At 48.2% G+C, this 22,618-nt stretch carries 22 protein-coding genes; 13 read left to right on the forward strand and 9 right to left on the reverse strand.

Annotation, left to right across the window (positions count from 1 at the left end; all coding sequences use genetic code 11):
* Positions 1–2: 2 nt before the first annotated feature.
* Positions 3–716 carry an osmolarity response regulator transcription factor OmpR gene (gene ompR, locus ACYQ1O_RS11800; protein WP_459991913.1) on the reverse strand — a complete coding sequence of 238 codons (714 nt, stop codon included), beginning with the start codon at positions 714–716 and terminating at the stop codon, positions 3–5.
* Positions 717–1,245: 529 nt separating this feature from the next.
* On the opposite strand from ompR, the gene ACYQ1O_RS11805 reads away from it, so the two are divergent.
* From ACYQ1O_RS11805 to ACYQ1O_RS11815, 3 genes are all read left to right on the forward strand, one after another.
* Positions 1,246–2,226 (forward strand): VWD domain-containing protein, encoded by a 981-nt coding sequence (locus ACYQ1O_RS11805; RefSeq protein ID WP_459991915.1) that lies wholly within the window; start codon positions 1,246–1,248, stop codon positions 2,224–2,226.
* 44 nt (positions 2,227–2,270) lie between these two features.
* A complete protein-coding gene (locus tag ACYQ1O_RS11810) occupies positions 2,271–2,966 on the forward strand; it encodes a hypothetical protein (RefSeq protein ID WP_459991917.1) in 696 nt (231 codons plus the stop codon).
* Between the two features lie 102 nt (positions 2,967–3,068).
* The gene (locus tag ACYQ1O_RS11815) at positions 3,069–3,890 is read left to right on the forward strand and encodes a sterol desaturase family protein (RefSeq protein ID WP_459991918.1); all 822 of its coding nucleotides are present in this window, start codon (positions 3,069–3,071) and stop codon (positions 3,888–3,890) included.
* Here ACYQ1O_RS11815 and ACYQ1O_RS11820 read toward each other — a convergent pair.
* From ACYQ1O_RS11820 to ACYQ1O_RS11830, 3 genes are all read right to left on the reverse strand, one after another.
* The gene (locus tag ACYQ1O_RS11820) at positions 3,887–4,288 is read right to left on the reverse strand and encodes a transcriptional regulator (protein WP_459991919.1); all 402 of its coding nucleotides are present in this window, start codon (positions 4,286–4,288) and stop codon (positions 3,887–3,889) included. The two genes, ACYQ1O_RS11815 and ACYQ1O_RS11820, sit on opposite strands and share 4 nt — an antisense overlap.
* Entirely contained in the window at positions 4,288–5,889 is a 1,602-nt protein-coding gene (locus ACYQ1O_RS11825) for a SagB/ThcOx family dehydrogenase (RefSeq protein WP_459991920.1), read from the reverse strand. Before ACYQ1O_RS11825 ends, ACYQ1O_RS11820 begins: the two co-directional genes overlap by 1 nt.
* Before the next feature lie 71 nt (positions 5,890–5,960).
* Positions 5,961–6,224, reverse strand: a complete 264-nt coding sequence (locus tag ACYQ1O_RS11830) for a nitrogen fixation protein NifZ (protein ID WP_459991921.1) — start codon at positions 6,222–6,224, stop codon at positions 5,961–5,963.
* A 192-nt stretch (positions 6,225–6,416) separates the two neighbouring features.
* Between ACYQ1O_RS11830 and ACYQ1O_RS11835 the strand changes: the two genes are divergently transcribed.
* From ACYQ1O_RS11835 to nifS, 3 genes are all read left to right on the forward strand, one after another.
* The gene (locus tag ACYQ1O_RS11835; RefSeq protein ID WP_459991922.1) at positions 6,417–6,773 is read left to right on the forward strand and encodes a HesB/IscA family protein; all 357 of its coding nucleotides are present in this window, start codon (positions 6,417–6,419) and stop codon (positions 6,771–6,773) included.
* 94 nt (positions 6,774–6,867) lie between these two features.
* Entirely contained in the window at positions 6,868–7,773 is a 906-nt protein-coding gene (nifU, locus tag ACYQ1O_RS11840; RefSeq protein WP_459991924.1) for a Fe-S cluster assembly protein NifU, read from the forward strand.
* A gap of 77 nt (positions 7,774–7,850) precedes the next feature.
* Positions 7,851–9,059 (forward strand): cysteine desulfurase NifS, encoded by a 1,209-nt coding sequence (gene nifS, locus ACYQ1O_RS11845; RefSeq protein ID WP_459991925.1) that lies wholly within the window; start codon positions 7,851–7,853, stop codon positions 9,057–9,059.
* A gap of 109 nt (positions 9,060–9,168) precedes the next feature.
* On the opposite strand, the gene ACYQ1O_RS11850 is transcribed toward nifS, so the two are convergent.
* Positions 9,169–10,647 (reverse strand): sensor domain-containing diguanylate cyclase, encoded by a 1,479-nt coding sequence (locus tag ACYQ1O_RS11850; protein ID WP_459991927.1) that lies wholly within the window; start codon positions 10,645–10,647, stop codon positions 9,169–9,171.
* A 585-nt stretch (positions 10,648–11,232) separates the two neighbouring features.
* Here ACYQ1O_RS11850 and ACYQ1O_RS11855 point away from each other — a divergent pair.
* The 3 genes from ACYQ1O_RS11855 (at position 11,233) to ACYQ1O_RS11865 (ending at position 14,043) form a co-directional block, all read left to right on the forward strand.
* Positions 11,233–11,808: a hypothetical protein gene (locus tag ACYQ1O_RS11855; protein ID WP_459991928.1), complete on the forward strand. Its 576-nt coding sequence runs from the start codon at positions 11,233–11,235 to the stop codon at positions 11,806–11,808.
* Between the two features lie 188 nt (positions 11,809–11,996).
* Positions 11,997–13,691: an ATP-binding protein gene (locus ACYQ1O_RS11860; protein ID WP_459991929.1), complete on the forward strand. Its 1,695-nt coding sequence runs from the start codon at positions 11,997–11,999 to the stop codon at positions 13,689–13,691.
* A 73-nt stretch (positions 13,692–13,764) separates the two neighbouring features.
* Positions 13,765–14,043 (forward strand): hypothetical protein, encoded by a 279-nt coding sequence (locus tag ACYQ1O_RS11865; protein ID WP_459991930.1) that lies wholly within the window; start codon positions 13,765–13,767, stop codon positions 14,041–14,043.
* Positions 14,044–14,326: 283 nt separating this feature from the next.
* Here ACYQ1O_RS11865 and lepB read toward each other — a convergent pair whose 3' ends face one another.
* On the reverse strand, positions 14,327–15,211 hold the full coding sequence (gene lepB, locus ACYQ1O_RS11870) for a signal peptidase I (protein WP_459991932.1): 885 nt from the start codon (positions 15,209–15,211) through the stop codon (positions 14,327–14,329).
* Positions 15,212–15,838: 627 nt separating this feature from the next.
* Here lepB and ACYQ1O_RS11875 point away from each other — a divergent pair.
* The 4 genes from ACYQ1O_RS11875 (at position 15,839) to ACYQ1O_RS11890 (ending at position 20,052) form a co-directional block, all read left to right on the forward strand.
* Positions 15,839–16,048, forward strand: coding sequence for a DUF3562 domain-containing protein (locus ACYQ1O_RS11875; RefSeq protein WP_459991933.1), 210 nt, complete (start codon positions 15,839–15,841; stop codon positions 16,046–16,048).
* A gap of 110 nt (positions 16,049–16,158) precedes the next feature.
* On the forward strand, positions 16,159–16,632 hold the full coding sequence (locus tag ACYQ1O_RS11880) for a hypothetical protein (RefSeq protein ID WP_459991936.1): 474 nt from the start codon (positions 16,159–16,161) through the stop codon (positions 16,630–16,632).
* 187 nt (positions 16,633–16,819) lie between these two features.
* On the forward strand, positions 16,820–18,358 hold the full coding sequence (locus tag ACYQ1O_RS11885) for a DUF47 domain-containing protein (protein ID WP_459991937.1): 1,539 nt from the start codon (positions 16,820–16,822) through the stop codon (positions 18,356–18,358).
* Positions 18,355–20,052 carry a PEP/pyruvate-binding domain-containing protein gene (locus tag ACYQ1O_RS11890; RefSeq protein ID WP_459991938.1) on the forward strand — a complete coding sequence of 566 codons (1,698 nt, stop codon included), beginning with the start codon at positions 18,355–18,357 and terminating at the stop codon, positions 20,050–20,052. The genes ACYQ1O_RS11885 and ACYQ1O_RS11890 overlap by 4 nt, the downstream gene beginning before the upstream one ends.
* Before the next feature lie 300 nt (positions 20,053–20,352).
* Here the strand turns inward: ACYQ1O_RS11890 and ACYQ1O_RS11895 are convergent, their stop codons facing one another.
* The 3 genes from ACYQ1O_RS11895 to ACYQ1O_RS11905 form a co-directional block, all read right to left on the reverse strand.
* Positions 20,353–20,682 carry a hypothetical protein gene (locus ACYQ1O_RS11895; RefSeq protein WP_459991939.1) on the reverse strand — a complete coding sequence of 110 codons (330 nt, stop codon included), beginning with the start codon at positions 20,680–20,682 and terminating at the stop codon, positions 20,353–20,355.
* A 133-nt stretch (positions 20,683–20,815) separates the two neighbouring features.
* On the reverse strand, positions 20,816–21,610 hold the full coding sequence (locus ACYQ1O_RS11900; protein WP_459991941.1) for a peptide chain release factor family protein: 795 nt from the start codon (positions 21,608–21,610) through the stop codon (positions 20,816–20,818).
* A gap of 128 nt (positions 21,611–21,738) precedes the next feature.
* On the reverse strand, positions 21,739–22,311 hold the full coding sequence (locus tag ACYQ1O_RS11905; protein WP_459991942.1) for a lasso peptide biosynthesis protein: 573 nt from the start codon (positions 22,309–22,311) through the stop codon (positions 21,739–21,741).
* Positions 22,312–22,618 lie beyond the last annotated feature (307 nt).

The following is a 22,618-nucleotide window of genomic DNA, read 5'->3' on the forward strand; positions in this document are numbered from 1 at the left end:
CCTCATCGTTTCTCCCCGCTCGGCACAAACACATAGCCAAAGCCCCATACGGTTTGGATAAATTTAGGATCGGCGGGATTTTCTTCGAGAATTTTCCGCAAGCGCCGCACTTGCACGTCAATGCTCCGGTCGGACACTTCGCTGTCGCGGCTACGAGATAGCTCCAACAAGCGTTCCCGCGATAAGGCTTTTAACGGATGGCTGACCAACGCGTTGAGCAGGGCAAATTCGCCCGTGGTCAACACCACGGTGGTGTCGGCATTGTTTAAGCTGCGCTGTTGGCAATCCAGCTGGAAATTACCAATGGTGATTAATTCGGCTTGCTCCGGGCTACCTGGAATTTTTGCATACGCTTGCCGACGCATTAGGCTTTTGATGCGCGCGTACAATTCGCGCGGGTTAAACGGTTTGGATAAATAATCATCCGCACCGACTTCAATACCGATAATCCGATCAATATCTTGGCCTTTGGCGGTCAGCATCAGAATTGGCAAATAAAAACCATCCGCCCGTAGTTTGGCGCATAAGCTGAGGCCATCTTCGCCCGGCAGCATAATGTCCAAAATCAACACGTCAAAACTTTCCCGCTCCAACAAGCGGCGCATCGCCACGCCATTTTCTACCGCCCGCACCGTTAAGCCTTGCTCGGTCAAATAGCGGGTCAGCAGGGTGCGTATTTCTAAATCATCATCAACAATCAATATCCGGTCAGCCATGGTTTTTCTTGTGTGTGTAGTGGAATTTGGAATCAGCTTACCAGCAAGAAAATGCAGGGAGTCGCTATTTTTGCGAAAGATTGCTTCGGCCTCCGTGCCGGTCAATCAGCAAAAATCACGCGACCGCTCTTGCCTTCGGCTGCCCCAGCCGTCCTGCTTCTCTCGTCTGCCTACCCAACAAGGGGATAGGCGACATCGTTACCGCAATGACTCGACGCGATTTCGGACAGCCTGCATTTTCACTACGCAAAAAACGCTTCGTGAAAACACAAGCACTATCGCTTCTGGGGACTACTCGACTCCTGTCTCGCAGCGGCTGTTTGTAGCGCGTTTGTTACAAATTATGACAAAAATCCCTGGTTGTCACATTTGCTCATAAAAGCCTGATTTTGGCTCATTCTTTTGCCACACCTTAGCGGCAAACTAGCACCATGAAAACAACATAGGGTTTTCATAACAATTCGGCAAATCAGTCCTATTGCCCTTCTACCCGATCATTTTTACCTAATTTATTTGTTGGAGAACTCTCATGAAACTGCAAAACACTTTATTGATGTCCGGTTTGTTAGTGTCTGGCTTGTTAAATGTCGCCCACGCCGCCGATGCCAAACCTTGTGTCCAATACGCTTTAAGCGCGTGGCTAATTGATGGAAAAAGCCCTTATCAGGCTTTTAGCAAATGTGCATCCGCATCGGTGGTCTCCGATCCGCACATCACCACCTTTAAAGGTTTGGCTTATGACCATAACTTCCCTGGCGATTACACGTTAATGGAGTTGCAAGATAACAGCGGCTTTTCCGTGGTAGGCCGTTTTATTGTCGACAAAGCGAATAAAGTGAGTGCTTACACCATCCCCGAAGCCATTAAATTTACTTGGCCTAGCCACACTGCGGAATTGCACCGTGGCGATGAAGGCGCGGTGTTATTGATTGACGGCAAAGTGACTGTCCTGCAAAGCAATAAAACCGTAAAAATTGGCGATGTTGGTTATGTCAGCCGCAAAGGCGCATCGTATTTTGTCGCCAATAACGTTTCCGACATAGCCGCAGTCATCAATTCCAGCACGTTTTATCTGGATCTGAACGTTACCGTACCTAGAGAAGCTGATACCCAAGGTTTGTTAGGCAATCCGCTGAACTTTTCTTTATTTGACCGTGATGGCGCGGATTTGCCTGTTCTGACCGATACCTCAGACGCTGAATTGAACAAAGTCTCCCGTGCTGATTTTAGCAATTACTTGGAAAGCTGGCGTATAGCTAACGGCAATGTTTTCAGTTCCGAAATCGCGCCAGCCATTCCCGATTACAACGCCAAAATTTATACCTTGGCCGATATTGGCAAAAAACGTTTGGAACGTGCGCAAATTCAATGTGAAGCCTTGGAAGCCGCCCAAGAAGATCGCTTTAATTTAAACAATTGCTTGTTTGATATGAGTTTAGGCGGCAATAAATTCGCCCGCTCTGCCCATCATAACCAACCTGCTATTTCGCGTATGGAAGTCAGCAATTAATCCCTTAACAAACCCATTACCAATTTCGCTTTAGGAGCATCATCATGACCCGTCAATTTTTTAAATACACTTTTCTTATCATAGCGTTTTTTATCGCCAACCCTTTTACCGCCGCCCATGCCGAATCGATTAACGGCGGTTGGTTGGGTGACAATGGTGATCTGATCTTTATGGTGAAATCCAGCAAAGGCCAAGTGATGGCCTTGGATGTCACCGCCGATAAAAAATTGCGTTATGTGTTTACCGGCACGATGACCGGCAACGTGCTTAATTTAAAAACGCCTGATGGCGCCACCACGTTTGACGCAACCGTCAGCAGCAATACGCTCACCGGTGTTATCACCCCCACGTCGTCAGCCGCGCAAAATCTGACTGCCAAGCTTTATATGGCTTATGCCGGCAGCACTTATGACGGTATTTGGAAAACCGATGGCGTTGAAGATTATTTCATGTATGCCAGCCTGACGATAAAAGGCTCGCCAAACGTGATGGTGCCTTATTTTTCATTCCACAGCGATAAGACCGTCACCTTCAACCTGTTCATGGGTTCACCTGCCAGTGCGGACAGCAACGGCAACCTAAGCTACGCGGGCATTTCGATATTGGATTACTCGGCGCTTAAACTGGCCTTCACCAGCACGTCGATTGCCAACGCCACTTTAGTTAAAGATTTTAATAAGCCGATAAAATTCACCATCAACAAAGTTTACGGTGTCACTAAAAAATCGGGTGAGTTCTAACGCTAAACCCGACGCTGACTGTCTGCATCAAACCTTAACCATCCCCCAGATTATCGGTGGGGTGGTTAAGCCCTATGACCCCCTACCCTTCAGAGAATCATCATGGAACCCAACCGCGAAACCCTATTGCTGGCCTTCCCTTTATTAGTGCTGGTTGCCGTCGCCGAAGCGGGCATTATTGTGTCCGTTAAAAAACAAACTTACGATTGGCGCGAAAGCCTGGCTTCTTTAGGTGTGGCGATAGGCGGGCGTTTGTTGCGGTTTGCCACGGTCGGGCTGGTGAGCAGCGCGGCATATTGGGCTTGGCAATGGCGGCTGTTTACTTTGCCACCGGCACATATTGGCTACTGGCCTGCGCTGATTGTGCTTGAGGAGTTTTTGTATTACTGGTTTCATCGGCTTAACCATACTTGCCGCTGGTTTTGGGCCAGCCACGCGGTGCATCATTCCCCTAACCATTTTTATTTGTCAGGGGCTTACCGTTTGGGTTGGACAGGCGCGGTCACTGGTGGTTTTTTATTCTTCACACCCTTGTTTTTAATCGGCTTTCATCCTAAAGATGTATTTATGGTGATCGGCATTAACTTGCTGTACCAATATTGGCTGCATACCGAATTGGTAGGACGCTTACCGGGCTTTGATTGGCTGTTTAATTCGCCCGCCAACCACCGCGTCCATCATGCCAGCGACGCCCGTTATCTGGACAAAAATTTTGGCGGCGTTTTGATGGTGTTCGACCATTGCTTTGGCACTTACCAAACCGAAGACCGCAAAAACCCGATCCAACAGTACGGCGTTGCGCCGGTACTTAATACTTACAACCCGATTAGGATTGCCTTGCACGAATGGCTGCGCATAGGCGCTGACCTTAAACGCCAAAACAGCTGGCTGGGCTATTTAAAAGTATTGTTTGGCAAACCTTAAACGCTTTCCAAACCCTCGATAAATTCACTGACCCACGCCTCCACGCGCGGCAAACACCGGTTTAAAGCCGCGCGTTTTTCGGGAATGGCAAAATAATCCGGTTCGTGCAGATAAGGGTTATCCATCTTGCCGACATCCAAAGCATCGTGGCTTAAATCGACAATACGCCCACCGATATGGTTGTACTGGTGTTGGTAATGCCCACGGATACAGCCGCCAAAGACTTGGGCGACAAACAGACTGCCGTATTTGCACGCGCCGGACAAATCATCAGGCCGTGCAATGCCGCGCTCGTTGGCCTGTTCGCACCATTTTCCAAACACAAACACCTTGCTTTGTGAGAAGCGTTCGTAGGAATAAGCCAAACGCGCATCTTGTTCAAGCGTCCAATCAATCATCAGGATTCGCCTTGTAGGTGGCTATAAGGCGGCAAGGTCTGCAAGCGGCGGTCTTCCAAAGGTTTGCCAACGGTGAAATGGTACAAGCTTTGGAATGTGTCATCTTCAATCCCCAAAATTTCATGGACACTGTCGTCGAAATAACAACCAATGCCGGTTCCACGCACGCCTGCCGCTTCGGCTTCCAAATACAACACCTGCCCAATCAGGCCGCATTCCCAAAATAAACGCCGATATTGCCACGGTGCGTTGCCAATGACAGCAGCAAAATTGCCGACCATCGCCAAACTAAACGCGCTATCGCTGGCGATAGGCTGATGGCAAGACAAGGTTTTGGCAACTTGCTTTAAGTCGCCGCTGTACAAATGATAAAACGGCAAAAGCGCATGTTGTTTTTGCCAATCAAATTGGGAAGAAGTCGCCATTTGTAAGGCGGGCATCATGCTTTCATCGCGCAGCAAGGCGTATAAACCCGGCGTCAAGCCTTCAACACGGTGGACAAAAATAAACAAATGCACTTGCGGCGGTGCTTGCCAACAAGCCAACGCCGCCGAACTGGGCAAGACGGCGCTGAGCATCCGGTAAAAGTCGGCAGCGGGCAAAGGCTGCATCTTGCCGTCGAATTGCTGCGCGCTGCGGCGTTGGCGGATAATCTGCGTGGCAGGTTGCGGACAAGACGACGGCAACACGGGCTGAGTGGCTTCTCGCCAAGGCAATTCGAAAGTATGGGGTTTTGCTGCCGCCTCGGCAACGTCATCAATCACCGACCAATGGTATAAATGGTAAGCCTTCAAACTTTCTGCCCTACCAAACCACGTGGCTGCCGGTAATAAGTCCAAGATTTGTTGGCAGGCGATAGGTGCTTGTCCGCTAACTGTAATGCGGCATAACACATCAGGCGATTCTTGCTCGCGCGGCTTAAAGTCATCTTGCCGGCCCAGCCCCAGCAGACTAGCTAGTTCGGCATCGGCGACATCGTTCAAAATATCAATCGACCACCCCAATACCGCCGCCGCATACCGCAAAGCACCCAAGGCATGGCCTATATCGTGTTGGCAGTAACGGAAGGCGCGTTCGCCATATTTCCATGCCTCGCGCCAATGAATCGACGACAAGCCGATGAACAGGCCGTTGGCAACCGTCGGTTTGGCAAACAATGCCCGTTGCTCCAGCGCATGGTCGTGGCTGACGTAATGGTAAACGCCTGCCGGTATCAGAACGTTGTTGCTGGCAATCAAATAAGCTTCCGTCGGATGCAGATTGCCACTGGAAGGGTTGCAACGCAACGCCCAGCGGCTAGGGCCAAATTGCTTCCACGCCGAAAGTCCAAACGCCAATTCCAACAGCAGACCGACATTGTCCAATGTAAAGGGCTGCGCGGCGATGGCTTCGGGTTGGTCAAGGTCGGTAAACAACACCGGCAAATCGCGCCCAGGTTTCGGTAAAGGCTGCTGCAAACAGCCTATAAAACGCCGGAAGGGTTCAGGTTGATCTTCCCAATCAATGGTTTCAGGGCCTTTGGCATAGGCTTGTAAGCTGTGTTTTGTGCGCTGGTGGTAGGTATGGATGCTGGCGATGGCTGGCTTCATAGGAATAATCATCTATCTAGGCTATAGGGTTATCGGTTCAAGCATAGATGTTTCAAGCCTATAAAACCAGAAAACAAAGCCATTCAATTCACCAACCTGGGTTCAATCATCAAATCTTCTACCCAACAACCAATCGGATTGCCAAGATTCAGCTGCCGATCTTCAAATCTGACCAAAAACACGCTGCGTTCCGGTTGTTCTTCCACGTGGCCTATCATGGTAATCACGCCGCGCGTGCCTGCTTCTGCCAGCACTTCGCCCTCAATGCCATCGGGAATGGAACCGTCATCGGTGATGGTGTGGGCGGCGTAAACGGTGTCGCCGATGTCCAAATCTTCTACTCTCATAATCACTCCTGGTTGGCGGTGGTTTTGTAGCAAACCTAACAAAACCTTGAAAATTGTTGCTTTGTTTGCGTCATCAATCACAGCAACATCTAATATTGTTTTAATTTATCAATCACTTATAAACATATTTTACACTGGCACACTGGTTGCATTATTGGATTACAAGAACAATGCCACTTTTAGGAGCCTCCCATGATTACCTTGACAGAAAAAGCCATTAGCGCGGTCGGTCGCTTTATCGCTGGTTCAGAAACGCCTAACGCCGGGCTTCGTATTGAAGTCACCGATGGCGGCTGTTCCGGCTACCAATACGGCCTGAAACTGGAGGCCGAAAATACCGTAGAAGACACCGTGATTGATTGCGGCACGGTGAAAGTGTTTGTCGATCCGGTTTCCATGCCGATGCTGGATGGCATGTCGATTGATTTTCTCGACAGCATTGACGGGTCGGGATTTAAGTTCAGCAACCCAAACGCGGCGAAAAGTTGCGCGTGTGGTTCGTCGTTTAATCCGAATCCTAGCGGCACAGGCACAAAGACCTGTTCATAACGTAGGGTGGGCACGCTTTTTTGCCCACCAAATCCGAATATAAAAAGGTGGGCAGAACAGCGTGCCCACTCTACCAAAACCAGAGGACACCACCATGTGGGACTATTCAGACAAAGTAAAAGAACATTTTTTTAATCCCAAAAACGCAGGTGCGGTGGCAGATGCCAATGCGATTGGTGAAGTGGGGTCTATCAGTTGCGGTGATGCCTTACGTTTGACTTTAAAAGTCGATGACGACAGCGAAGTGATTTTAGATGCTGGCTTCCAAACCTTCGGTTGCGGTTCAGCGATTGCCTCGTCTTCGGTGCTGACTGAAATCATCAAAGGCATGACCATCGACGAAGCTTTGAAAGTCACCAACCAAGATATTGCTGACCATTTGGAAGGTTTGCCGCCGGAAAAAATGCACTGTTCGGTGATGGGGCGCGAAGCCTTACAAGCGGCGATTGCCAATTATCGCGGCGAAGAATGGGTCGATGACCACGAAGAAGGCGCGTTGATTTGTAAATGTTTTGCCATTGATGCGGTGATGATTGAAGAAATGGTCTGGGCGAACAAGCTCCATACCGTTGAAGACGTCACTAACTTCACCAAAGCAGGCGGCGGTTGCGCCTCTTGCCATGAAGACATTGAAGCGATTTTGGAAAAAGTTTTGGCGGAAAAAGGCGAAAAATTCGATCCTGAAGCGCCAGCAATCACTAAAAAACCCGTGGTTGCGGAAGTGAAAGGCCCGTTGACTAATTTACAACGCATCAAAAAGATTGAAGAAGTGCTGGAATCGTTACGGCCTGCGTTGATGGCGGACGGCGGTGATGTTGAGCTGGTCGAAGTGATCGGCAACACCGCTTATGTGAATATGAGCGGCGCATGTAACGGATGCCAAATGGCAGCGATGACCATTGCGGGTATCCAACAACGGTTGATGGAAGTCATGGGCGAGTTTATTAAAGTCGTCCCCGCTTCGGAAATGTCCAAATTGGTCAATATTGCCGCCGCTTAAGTAGGGTACGCATTGCGTACCTTTGTGTCCCTAAACTTTTGAAAAGGTACGCAATGCGTACCCTACAAGGATCAGCCATGACCGACATTTATCTCGATAACAACGCCACCACCAAAGTTGACCGTGCCGTGGTTGATACCATGATTCCGTATTTCCTCGAACAATACGGCAACCCGTCATCCATCCACAAATTCGCCGACGGGGTCGCGCGCGGCATCAAACAAGCCCGCCAACAAGTGCAAAACTTGATCGGTGCGGAACACGATTCGGAAATTATTTTCACTTCTTGCGGTACGGAATCCAATTCCACAGCGATTTTATCGGCGTTGAAAACCCAACCCAACCGCAAAGAAATCATCACCACCACGGTTGAGCATCCGGCGATTTTAAGCCTGTGCGAATCTTTAGAAAAAGACGGCTACACCATCCACCGGATGCCCGTGGACAAGGTTGGGCGTTTGAATATCGAAGCTTACAAAAAACTGCTGTCCGACCAAGTCGCCATCGTTTCGGTGATGTGGGCGAACAACGAAACCGGCACGATTTTTCCGGTCGTGGAAATGGCGCAGATGGCGCACGATGCGGGTGTGATGTTCCACACTGATGCCGTGCAAGCGGTCGGCAAAATCCCGATGATGTTGCAAGACACTAAAATCGACATGCTGTCGCTGTCAGGCCACAAACTACACGCGCCTAAAGGTATCGGTGTGTTGTACCTGCGCCGTGGCACGCGCTACCGCCCCTTGTTACGCGGCGGTCATCAAGAACGCGGACGACGCGCAGGTACGGAAAACACCGCGTCCATCGTCGGTTTGGGCAAAGCTTGCGAATTGGCGATGGAACATCTGGAATACGAAAATACCCACGTTAAAGCCATGCGCGACCGTTTGGAACGCGGCATTACCGAACAAATCCCGCATTGTTTCGTGACGGGCGATATGTACAACCGCTTGCCCAACACCACCGACATTGCGTTTGAATACATCGAAGGCGAAGCGATTTTGATGTTGCTGAACAAGGCGGGCATTGCCGCTTCGAGCGGTTCGGCGTGTACGTCCGGTTCGTTGGAACCGTCGCACGTCATGCGGGCGATGGATATTCCTTACACCGCCGCGCACGGCACGATTCGGTTTTCGTTCTCGCGTTATAACGCCATGCACGAAGTCGATGAAGTCTTGAAAGTGATGCCAGGCGTGGTGGCGACATTGCGGAAACTGTCGCCGTATTGGCAAGGTGATGGTCCGGTGGCGAATCCTGAACAGGCGTTTAAACCAACCTATGCCTGATTAGAAATATTTGGGTGGAAATGAACTTGGAGTCCAAAAACATGTTTTGGGCTCTGGGCATACGATCGCGTAGGCGTATAGACGATGTGTCCGTAGCAACGGATACCATCTAAGCGAAACTGATGGTATGGGCAAACGATACCACTTTATTACGGCCTGCCCCTTTGGCTTGATAAAGCGCAGTATCGGCTGATTTGAGCAATGCCGCTGCGTCTGAGCCGTCATTAGGATAGGCGGCAACCCCAAATGAAGCGGTAACACCCGCTTGGGTTTTCCCCTTAAAAGTAAATTGATGGCTTTCTATAGTAGAGCGCACTAGCTCTGCCCTATCTTCAGCAATTTCTTTAGACGCCCCCACAAGAATCATAACCAACTCTTCTCCACCGTAACGGCAGGCCACATCACCATCGCGTAATTTAGAGCGGACGATACTGGCAATTTCTATCAAAACATAATCACCCACATCATGCCCATAAGTATCGTTATAGGTTTTAAAATGGTCTATATCGATCATAATCACCGCCAATGGTTTGCCTGATCGCTGGCAAATGGCTAGCTCATAAGTCAAGCTTTCGTCCAAATAGCGCCGGTTAAACAATTGCGTCATCGGATCGTGTAGGGATCGGTTACGCAGTGCTTCACGAAGTTTCAAGCTAACTAACGCCATCGCCAAGTTATCGGCAGCCAATGAAATCAGGCGCGTCCTTGACTCTACCGACGTCCAATTCAGGCTCTTGTCCCGGCGGGTATCTTCTAAGGTCACACACAAAAAGCCAATCATTTCACCTTGGGCTATGGCAGGGGCGCAAACATAACCTTGGTTGGCGTGTTCAGAAACATGGCTGCATAAGATGGCGTGTTCGGGTTCTTCAACCACATGAAGCCGTCCCTGACGCAAAGCCCAGCAACCATCGGAAGAAATAATATGTGAACTAAAGAAATTGCTGTCTCCCCAAGTGACCACCGTTTCAACAAGTGTGTGGGATTCATCCAACAAATATAATGCACCCGACTGATCGGAAAATATTTTTTGCGCATAATATTTAATAATAGGATGGGTTTCTTGCAAGGAACGGCATACCTGTAAATAAGAATTTAGTTGGTTAATAAGCGCCATTTCCCGATTATGTTGGGTCAATTCCATTTGCGAAAGCCGTAGTTGGTTTTCGTAATTTTTGCGGTCGGTAATATCGGTTGAAGAACCAATAAATCCGGAAAATTTACCTCCTTTATTTATATAAGGTTCTCCAGTATCTAAAATATAACGGTATTGTCCATCAAAACGGCGTAAACGATATTCCATTTCAAAGGCTTGTTGGGAAATAAAAGCTTCCTTAAAAACAGCCAAACAATTGGTACGATCTTCAGGGTGTAATGCCATTAACCAAGCATTGCCATTGATATGGAAGTTGTCGATTAAGCCAATAAATTTTTTCCATTTTGAATTTGTGAAAACAATTTTGGCTTCTGCATTAGTTAGCCACAACATAACGGGGGCATCTTCTGCAACAACCCTAAAATCAGTTTCATCATCGAATAAAGCTTTCTCAGCATTAATGGCGTCATTAATTAAATATTTTACGTTCATATTCGCCTTTTTAATTGTTTTTTATAATATGGCTTTTTTAAAAAAACAGATAACCATTCACAATTATTGCCCATATTAATAATTATTTAGGTAAAAACCGATTAATGAGGATTATTCTGTAATGTATAGAAGCCAGCATCATCAATTTCTGTCGGGTTAAAACAGGACTCTCAATTATTCCACCCAAAAGCCATCGCACAGTGATTCTTGGCTTTCATCTTTATAAACAAAACACGGCGTTAAAGTAGTCTAGCCACTTAAAGATTCAAAACCAAAAATGCTTACGAGTACGCATTTTGGAAAAATTCCTATTATTAAAAGATTTATTTATCTATTTGCTTGGTAATACCAGAAAAATGACGGCAAACCTGCTACTCCTGCCCGCCGTTTAGCCAAGCATGTTTTGTCAGGTTCCCGACAATTTCGCCATCCGCCCTCGCCTTTGTCTTATCCAAAACCTTCTAACATTTATAATATTTTGATTTTTAAATACTTATTAATTGGCAAGAGTTTTGCTTTATCTCCATTAAAGTCTACTTATACGACCCCAATCACCTTTATTACCCCACACGAATGGAGAACCTCATGCTATTAGCCGATTACCAAGCCAAAGGCTTACTTACTGTCACCCTCGTCAACGGCGAAACCGGCACCCAAGGCGTGTACGCGTATCGCGGCGATTTAGTCCTGAAAGAAGGTGAAAAATGCGAAAGCTCATCCAACCCTAACGACCGTAAACCACCCGAAGCCTTGTTGGTGCATTCGGCATTCATTATTGCCAACGACAAAATTGTTTTCCTGAATGGCTTGTTGCCGAAACTGGCCTTATTGCCGATGTTTGTCGAAAAATACGGCGCGGATTTAGCGGATGGCTGCATTGCCATCCTTTACATTGAAAACATCGCCAAAGCCCTGCAAGTGGAATTGGCTGGCGTGACTTACCAATTGCTGCCGTACAAAGAAGGTTTGGTTTGGAATGAGTTCTTGGAAGAGCTGTACATTGAAAAACACGAACTGAAAAATCAATCTCCTGAAGACAAAGTAATGGTGGCTTACGATGCTGCCAAATCTTACAAAGCTAAAGGCGCGTTGGTGACTTATGAAGAAGCTGAAGCGAATACGATTGTGGTGGTAAAAGATATGGCGGTTGGGGCGATTTAATTTGGATTGTTGGCGTAAAAAACATGTTTTTTATTCCTTGCTGATTAAAGCCTCACCTCATTAAAAGTAGGATGGGCTGACGACAGGAAGCCCATCAAAAAATATCCCCCAAATGATGGGCTTCCTAACGTCAGCCCATCCTACCGCTACGTTGTGTTGCGTTTTTTCGTAGACATTAAGGCACTACCATGAAACTACAAATCCAACGCCAGCATGTGGAAGCCTTGGTCAGTGAATTTCCTAGGCTGGCAAATTTACAAGACCAACTGCGATTTGGCAACAAGGCCGAAGTGCCATTCCGCAACCTGTCTACCAGCGAAATCAATTACCTGCAACTGCTTTACCAAAAAGATAGCAGTTTGCAAGGCCAAGCCGCGCAGTTGTCGACTTTGCAACAAGCAATGAACGATGACACCGTGCGTTTTGAAGAAGATGATTTGGAAATGCTCTTGCCAGCGATTGCCCGTTATCTGACCCATAACGCGCTACGCGGCTGGTTGTTCCACGCTAATGTGCAAGGCAAACCCATGGCTTATTTGGTCACACGTTTGGATTTCACACCAGCAGGCGAGGAAGAAACCGGACGCGTCACGCTGGAGCTAAAAGCCAACGCCAAAGGCAAAATCGCCATCAACACGGTGGCGATCCGAGCCCGTGATATTGTCGGCAAAACCGTCACCGAAATCTTCATGGACAAGGGTTATCTGAAAGAAACACCTGAAATGATCGCCAGTTACGATGAAGCCGCCGCGCGTTATTTTGATTGGTGCGGACAATCCGGTGCGCAGTTTTTAGGCAAAGGTACAGGCTTTTTCGCCGAAGACCCGACCGCCACGCACCGTAACACCGATTGGGCGAAAAAAGACGTGGTGGTGCTGTCTACCGAAGGCGGCAACGCCCGTCTGGTCTGTGATGAAAGCATTTTGAGCGACCGAGTCTTGACCGTTGATACTACGGGCGACATCCTCGCCAAATATTTGCGAAAAGCCGCGAAAAGCACCCGCTACGACAGCAAAATTGAATTGGAAGCCGAGGCTTCGCAAGCGGAAATCCCCAAAGGCTTGTTCACCGACTTGCCTGTTCATGGCTATTTACTGATGTTCCATTTGGAGTTGCACCACCATTTGTGGGTGCATGTGAATGACATCCAGCCTTACCAGTACCAGCCTGAACTCAAGCAAAAACTGATTTTGCGCGAAGAGCAGATTGATTTGATCGACATTTTGACTGCCGAAATGGATGTGCTGATGGATGACATTGTCGCTGGCAAATCCGGCGGCACGACGGTGCTGTGTGCGGGGCCAGCGGGGGTCGGGAAAACGCTCACCGCCGAAGTGTATTCCGAAATCATCCGTCGGCCTTTATACCGCGTACATTCCGGACAATTAGGTTTGAACGTCAGCGAAATGGAAAAAGCCCTAAAAGACGTGCTGACCCGCGCCCAACGCTGGGGCGCGGTGATGCTAATCGACGAAGCCGATGTCTACATCAAACGCCGCGACAACAACATCACCATGAACGCCGTCGTTGGCGTGTTTTTGCGGGTGTTGGAATATTTCAACGGCTTGCTGTTTCTCACCACCAACCGCGTCGATGACATCGACGAAGCCATCGTGTCCCGCTGCATCGCCTTAATCAAATACTACCCGCCCGATAGCGAAGCGCGGGGCAAAATCTGGCAAGTGATGGTCGAGCAATTTGGTTTGGCGATTGATGCGGATTTGATCGCGCAATTGGTCGAGCTTTTCCCCGAAGCCACGGGGCGCGATATTAAAGGCTTATCAAAACTCGTCGCCAAATATTGCCAACATAAAAATACCTTGCCGACTTTGGAAGTGTTTAAGCGGTGTTCGGTGTTTCGGGGGATGGAGTTGGTGGGGTGAAATGTAATTGATGCGGGGTGGGCAAAAAAAGCGCTGCCCACCCTACCAGGCTTAGTACCTCAGCACAGCCTATTTGGCTATTTGGCTATTTGGCTATTTGGCGCATCTTATCGGGTTTGCGAACACTGTGGTTTCGATATGGTGGATTGCTAACGCGAATCCACCTTACGGGTTGGCGATTGATGCCGATTTGATCGCGCAATTGGTGGAAGTATTTCCCGAAGCTACCGGACGAGATATTAAAGGCTTATCCAAACTGGTCGCCAAATATTGCCAACATAAAAATACCTTGCCGACGTTAGAGGTGTTTAAAAGGTGTTCGGTGTTTCGGGGGATGGAGTTGGTGGGTTGAGTGTGAGTTTAATGTGGGGAGGGCAACGCTGTTCTGCCTTTATGCCCTTTGGGTACACCTTTTTCGATATATTCGGTGGGAAAAAAAGCGTTGCCGACCCCACCAGGCTGAAGCGTTGGGCGTGCCGAGCGATTCCGATGTGGTGTATGGCGCTTCGCTTATACACCCTACGAGCTTTATGCCCTTTGGGTACACCTTTTTCGATATATTCGATGGGCAAAAAAAGCGTTGCCGACCCTACCAGACTGTTTAACACCATATCCTGATTGCCCAACGTTTGAATTCACCGGCCTTGCGCGGCCTTATGCGCAAGGTCCGGTGGAATGATGGGTTGAGCCTTGGGATCATTCAGTACAAGTACGACTTTCCCAATAACATGATCTTCTGGAACTTGCCCCCAATATCGACTGTCGTTTGAGTTATCACGATTGTCTCCAAGCACAAATAAATGGCCAGGTTCAACTGTTACATCAAAGTCTTGTGTTGCCGCAGTGCGATCGGTTGCAATTTGGTAAGTTGATTCCTGAGCAATCTCGAATGCTTCATAAGAACCAAGGGGTTTTGTTGCGAGTGGTGTGCCGTTCAAATAAAGGTGCTTTTTTTTGTATTCGATGTGGTCTCCGGGAAGGCCTACAAGCCGTTTAACGTAGCTAATGCTACGATCAGGAGGGAACTCGAACACGATAACATCGCCTCGATTCAAAGACGCTGTGATGGGCCCACGATGAAAGCGAATTCCATAACTCGCGTAATTTCCATACCCGTATTTGTGAACGACGACGTATGCTCCTTTCGGTATTGAAGGAAACATCGACTGGGCAGGAAGATGAAATGGCTCAAACAAAAACGCACGAAAATTGGCGGCTACGATGAAGAATGAAAGTGCGATACCAAGTAAGCCATACCATCGACTAAACCAAGGCCTTGCGATGCTTTCTTTGGCTTTTACTGCAACTCGATAGCAATGTGTCACAGCAACAACAGCTAAGGCTAGAGTAAGAGGTATTTTGACTCCTGTAGCATTCAACCAATACTCGCTTAATCCGACTACTAGCAATGCCACAAAGTATATGCCAGCAAGCCTTGCTCGGTTGACATATAGCATACCCAAGGGTGGTGCCAGAAATGAAAGCGCAGCAGCTCCCCACTTATTCGGTTTCCAATTCATATTTTCGCCATGTGGTAAGAGTCCCAACGTTAATTAAACACCTCTTCAGGTGTGATAGAAAACTCAAAAAACGGCGTATATTTTTTACCCACAATTTTTTGAAGCAAGAAAATAACAGCTTAGTTCTCTGTTAACAACCTTTTTACCCAAAACGCTATACACCTAAAAAATGTTGCGCTAACAATACGATCATAATTTCCAAAAAATGACATAGTTCCCACGCTCCGGTGTCAATACCATTAAATTCAGGAAAAATATATGATCCAAAGACTTAAACCGTTCGTGCTGAGCTTGTCGAAGCATGAATGGTTTAAGTCTTTGCTCACGGATTTTTCCGTTCATCCTTCGACGACCAAAGGAAGTCCCTGTGGGACAAGCTCAGGACGAACGGAAAAACCCAGCCACATCCAGCCTATGCTATTGATAGGTAAAGTTAACTCTTAACTTAATGGCGGTAACGCTCCGGCGTGGGAACGATAGCTCCATAGAACGGAACAAGGGCTTTCAAGCAGGGCAAGAAAGCCATTTCCGCCATAAAGCACACAACAGAGTGCGCTAACGCACAGTGCTTGGGTGGACTATCAGGCATGCTCCCAGCGAAGATTAATCCATCAATTAACCAAGCAAATGGATATAGAAAAGCTTATTCGTGATGATTCTTCCTTGGCTGTTCAACAACTTGCTGATGAATCGCTTGAAACCACCGAGGAAATTGCCTCGCTTTATGAAATTGAAATGTCACGGTTAAGCATAAAAGCCCGTATTAAAAGCTATCTTTCGATTTTAACTATGCACAATGTCCGCAAATTGCTCCATAAACGGCGTGATAAAACCTAGTCTTTGGCGAGAGTTGCAGAGTTTAGATGTTGGCGTACAAAACATGTTTTGTACGCCCAGAACTTGCGTTTTCATGCACTTGAAATTTAAACATTCACCAGAAGGTCATCATGCAAAAAGCTCAAGTAGTGGCTGCTTTAGGCCAACAACGATTGATGTTACCGATTTGGGTCAAGGCGGCGCTGGCTGCCAATGATCGGCTTAAGTTATATCTGACTGTGTTACAGGCTGCATCGGATCACGCCGCGCATCCTAAACGCGAGATTCCTGATTTTTCTGGTGATATGGCTGCCACAAAGTTAACTATCTCTTGGCTGCATGAGTTGATCGCCAGCTCCACGCGCATCGATGATGAGTTGTTCTCACCTGATTTAGCCAAACTTAACCAGTGTTTAGCCGAAGAGCTAAGCATCATGGCGAAACCGATTTTGGAGACAAACGACAGCGAGCAGGGAGTCGCTATTTTTGCGAAAGATTGCTTCGGCCTCCGTGCCGGTCAATCAGCAAAAATCACGCGACCGCTCTTGCCTTCGGCTGCCCCAGCCGTCCTGCTTCTCTCGTCTGCCTACCCAACAAGGGGATAGGCGACATCGTTACCGCAATGACTCGACGCGATTTCGGACAGCCTGCATTTTCACTACGCAAAAAACGCTTCGTGAAAACACAAGCACTATCGCTTCTGGGGACTACTCGACTCCTGTCTCGCAGCGAGAGCAGCACCTGCGCGTCCAACATTGGCTAGATTTCTTAGCAGCATTGCCGACAGATCGTTTGAGTGATAAGCAAATTGAGCTACTTACCCAAGGTCGCCGTGGCAAATCCGATAGCCTGCATTTGCTGATTATGGATTTGCACAAGCAAATCAACCACCTTTCCGGTGAGTTGGCAAGTGAAGTGATTGATGGTGCGAATGTTTGGGATTTGCTGGATTCTGATCGTGGGCGGGTTGTCGCTTTTATGCGCGGCTTAAACCGGACGGCTTATCTTAAATTCGACCATCCCGGTTTGGAAACCGCCGCCACGCGCGACGGCGAGCATCTTTTGCTGCAAAACGACATTGGCACCAACGACGCGCATGTCTTGGTCATTCAAGTGACGGGGTTTGAAATCTCGCTGACTTATTCGGATTTACATCGCCAGCGTTTGGCATTTTTCCAAGCCATGCTCACGCCCTTGGGTGCGGTGTGGTCGGATTTAACTTCACAAACCAGCGCCAGCCTGAATGCGGGTGAAGCCTATTCGGTCGCCACCGCGAAGTTCGTTTGCACAGATGAAGACAGCCTGGATAAAGCCTTGGAAGGCATCGCTTCGCGGATTGTGTTTCTGATTGATTGGAATCATGCCCGCAAACGCCTGAAAGCTTTTGTGAAAAAAACCGAAGCCACCGCCATTTTGTCAGAAGTTGCTAACTTGGACGTGGGTCATCGGGCTTGGGTGCAAGTGGGCGGAGAGAGAATCATTTTTGCCGCCATGCAAGCGGCAGGCGAAGGTGCATTTCGGATTGGCGACCGCCTTGATGAAGTGATCGGCGTTGAAGATGCTCATGCTTTCTTGGTGGCGGTGATGCAACTGTCTTGTGATGCTTTGCGTACAGGGCAACCGGCGGCCTTGGTCGCGGATGAAACCCGCATGTTATTGGCGCAGTACGTCCGCCACCGGACTAGCGAATTTGATTTGCTGACCGAACATTCATCATACTGCCATGCTTTGGCGCAAGCCATTAGTGATAGTCTGGCTCATGGTGCCGAAACCTCCAACAAAGCAGCGCAAGAACTGGCCGCACGGGCAAAAACTTGGGAGCGGAAGGCCGATCATTTGGTGATTCAAGCCCGCGAAAAAGCCGACCGCCAACCGCGCTGGCGACCTATCGCCAGACTGGTGGAACAATCGGACAATGTCGCCGATTCCCTGGAAGAAGCGGCGTTTCTCATCAGCCTGATTGCCGATCATCAAAAAGGTTGGAACGATGATGTCACCAAAGCCTTGTCGCACTTGGCGGCAACGGTGTTACAGGCAACCCAAGATTATGTGAAAGCCTTGGCAATCGCCCGGACTTTGGGTTCAGACAGCGAGGCGGTTGATAATGAAGATTTTCTTGCCGCGACTTGGCAAGTCTTGCAAGCCGAACGCCATTGCGATGGCTTATTGCGCGAAGCACGGCGGGTTATTCTAAAGAAATTGAAAGACGCACCTTCTTTGATGTTAGCGAATGATTTGGCTATCGCATTGGAAACCGCTTCGGATTATTTGCTCACAGCGGCTTACACTTTGCGGGATGTGGCTTTCGACAAGACTGGGGTGAAGGAATGAAAGCACACTCCCATCACGGCAAAAAATCGAAGCCAGAAAAAAGCCATCCGCCTGAACTCGCCACAGAGCTTACACCCAAACCAGCCAAAATCAGTCAAACCGACTTAGTCTTGCCGCTCCACGTTTATCTAGTTGGTTGCGGCAACATCCCCACACCCGCCGACGCTAGCGCACAAACTATGGGCTTTAAAGCTTGGAACTTACAACGCATGGCGCAAATGTCCTTGCCTGTTCCGCCCGCTTTTGTCCTTGGCACTTACTATTGCAGCGATCCCGAAGGACAAGCAAAAGCTAAAGACCAAAGCCTTTGGCAAGCGGGTTTGCAGGCATTGGAAAGCACAACCCGCTTAGGTTTAGGCGACGCCCGAAAGCCGTTGCTCTTATCTGTGCGCTCCGGTGCGGCGGTGTCTATGCCGGGCATGATGGAAACCATTTTAAATATCGGGCTTTGCGACAGCACCGTCGGCGGCTTGCTGCGTCAAACGGGCAATCCGCGTTTAGTCTGGGATGCTTACCGCCGCTTAATCGCCTCCTACGGGGAAGTGGTTGCAAGCATCGCCAGCCAACATTTTGAAGAGGCCACCAGCGCATTGTTCGGCACCCGTGACGAACGTGAGTTGGACTTTGCCGAACTACGCACCCTTACGCTGCGTTTCTTAGAAGTCTATCAACAAGCAACGGGGCGAGTATTTCCGCAAGACCCTAAACAGCAGCTTTCCGGCGCAATCAATGCTGTATTCGCTTCTTGGCAATCGAACAAAGCCGTTGAATATCGGCGCATGAACCATATTGCTGACAGCTTAGGCACAGCGGTAACGATACAAAGCATGGTGTTCGGCAATTCCGGTGGGCAGTCGGGTTCTGGCGTTGGCTTTACGCGCAATCCGGTCACGGGCGAAGCAGTGCCTTGGGTAGATTTTTTATTCAATGCCCAAGGCGAAGATGTGGTGTCAGGCCGCCGCAACGCCCACGGTCATGAAGAACTAGCGGCAATTCTTCCCACTGTCTGGCAAGCCTTGCTAAATGCTACCCAAGAATTGGAACAGCATTTTGCCGATATGCAAGACTTCGAGTTTACCGTGCAAGAAGGCCGTTTGTTCATGCTGCAAACCCGCGCCGGAAAACGTACACCTTACGCCACGGCCCGCATCGCCTTGGATATGCTGGACGAAGGTTTGATTGATCGTGGCGTAGCCCGCGAACGCACGGCTGGATTGACCCGCGAAGTGCTGGCACAACCGCGCATCGTTGCCGCCAGTGGCAAAACCTTAGTGCCGCTAGCAAGCGCCGCATCAGCAAGCAATGGCGTTGCCACAGGTGAAATCGCCCTAGACGAAGCCCGCGCCGCAGCACGTCATTCCGCCGGAGTAGCGGTTGTGCTGGTACGCCGTGATGCGGAAACCAGCGATATAGCTGCCTTGGAATTAGCGACCGGATTACTGACGCAACGCGAAGCGCGTACCTCCCACGCTGCCGTCGTCGCGCGACAATTGGGCAAAGTCTGTTTGGTCAGTTGTGCTGAGCTACAAATTGATGAGAACAGCCGTAGCATCAAAATTGGCGGTATGACTTTAAAGGAAGGTGATTTGGTGACCTTAGATGGTAACGAAGGCAAGCTTTATGCTGGAGCGGTGAAGATTGAAATTGATTATCCGGTTGAGTTATTGAAGCGTCTTAAAGCTTTAGTGCCATAAGTAGCCGCGCATATACTTCAAACAATCAAATTCTTGGTTTTATCCTTATCAGGCTAGAACTGTAGAGACGTTGCAATGCAACGTCTCTACCAATAAAAAACCGAAAACCTGACCGCTCAGAAATGTAGAAATGTAGGCTGGTTTCGCGAAGCAAACCGCCATGCCACAACCCTAAGGGGAAACCGATACACTGTTTATAGGATGTGCCGACGAAAGGAGGCGCATCATTCGCGTTTGCACACTCGACAGATGCACTTCGTACCTTTTATGCCCTTTGGGTACAGCACATCCTATGTGCTGTCATAGTCCAGTACAAGCAGCTTCAGGGTTGTTAGAAATAATACGCCAAGTATTTTCATCTATATCGAGATCAATCCTCTGTAGACAACTGTACATAAAACCAGGTCGTGAACGGTCGCAATAAATCAAAAGGTCTTTAGGTTTTGGCTTCATCTTAAAAGAGGCTTTAGTAGAACAGTCATAGCCTTTTTCATTCAAAAGAGTTATAGCATGAACCAACTCTGTTCCAGGAGGCACCAATTTTAAAGCAAACATTTTGTATTCATTGTGACTTAAAGGAATACACCCAGTTAACAAAATTACTAAAATTCCAAAAGCAAATAGGCGCATTATTGTCCTCTGATAGATTTAGTTTATAGGATGTGCCGACGATAGGAGGCGCATCATTCGCGTTTGTACACTCGAAAGATGCGCTTCGTACCTTTTATGCCCTTTGGGTACAGCACATCCTATGTGGCGCATCTTATCGAGTTGCTCGTCCTGCTTCCATCAGGTGGGATGTAAGCAAGAGTAGCGCTTCTTCATAGTTTTTCGCTCTGCTCCTGTGAGCCGAAATGCGGCAGAATATTCCTGTTGGCTTGTGCATCAACCTTACACAACTCGTTGTTGGCAAATACATCCGACCTCGCCTTGAGAACTCTTTCAGAAAATACTCAACCGCCAGCTCATGCAGGGGGATCGTCGCCGCTTTTTCCCAATTCGCGGCCTGTACCACATGAAAACTAATGTTTCTCGGAAGGTTACGCTGAAGGCTCTCTGATAAGGCCTTGTTAGCTTCTCTAGCAAGCGGGCAAGGCAGCTTCAGAACAGCAGATGAAATGTCACCGTTATCGTTGCGATATTCGTTATCCACAATTTGAACTGCATTTACATCAACCATTGCGGCGCTGCAGGCCTTAATGGCTTCACCAAGCCAATTCTCGCAATCGCTTAGCTCCCTCAGAACAACATAGCACTCTGGCGCCGTGATTTCTTTTTGCAAGGATTCAAATGGAATAGGCTCGCCAGCTATAGGATCTGCATAAATGACCTCATTCTGGAAACCAACGCCAACCCTGATTTGTCGATTGGCCTTTGCCGCTTCGGCTATTTGCTGTGACAACGGGTGTTCCGGATGTTGCAAAAGATAGGCATCAATGACCAACTTTGCTTCGTACAGACCTAGCCCGCTACTATTTTGAAGAGCGCGAATGCCTGACACAGCGCTGATCTCAAGGGCTTTAACAACTTCCGGATCAAGTTTCACCGTATCAGTCATCTTCGTTTGCTCGTCTGGTGTCTTTAAGAAAACCAACGTTAGTTTATAGGATGTGCCGATGATAGGAGGCGCATCATTCGCGTTTTGCACACTCGACTTCGCTTATACACCCTACGAGCTTATCGAATTCATGGACGTTCCGTCCATACCGTACGGAGTGCCTGTTTGCGAAGGGTATCACTAGTAACACTAATCCCTATATTTTTTCCCACAACTTTAGCAAAACCAAAAAGGCCATCAGGATGCTCTGGAAACATTTCCATATAGTCATAAACGCTTATTTGGCGAATCAAATTGGCATCTTCATCGTACCCTTGACCTGATGGCGCGCCATATTGCAATGCTGTAGCATTCTTCGTGAATAGATCATAACTACGAAAGACTGGTGGAAAAGCAATTCCTCTAATAAGGGTGTTTGAGATTGCGGCATCATAAATTTCCCCATCTACTTCAACCCACGAATGATCGAAGTAAATGTTTCCAGACGAAACCTCTCCAAGACAGAGAGTAGATTTTATCCCTTGACTTGATAATAGCACCGACAATACAGCAGATGAGCCATGACAAGCTCCTTGCCAATCCTTTGTATGAATGAATTCAAGAAGACCACGAAAGGCAGTAAGTACTTTAAATCCATTTGGATTTTTCACCATAAGCGCTTTAGCTGAAGAGTTCCATTTCACAATATTATTTGACGCCATAGAAGCCCCACATTAAGTAAACACAATTTCAGGTGCCATTGAAAACTCAAAAAACGGCTTATATTTTTCACCTACAATTTTTTGAAAAAAGAAAATAACACCTTAGTTTTCTGTTAACAACCTTTTTACCCAAAATGTTATACACCTAAAAAGTGCTGCGCTAACAATACGGTCATAATCTCCAAAAAATTCAATGCGCCTAATCCCAATTCCCACCAACATTCAACACCCAAATTAATCAATTCATCTACTCGCGTTAACAGGCGTGACTGGAGTAATCGGAAGAAAAAACCATTTCCATCATAAA

This window comes from Methylosoma difficile, from assembly GCF_054657615.1.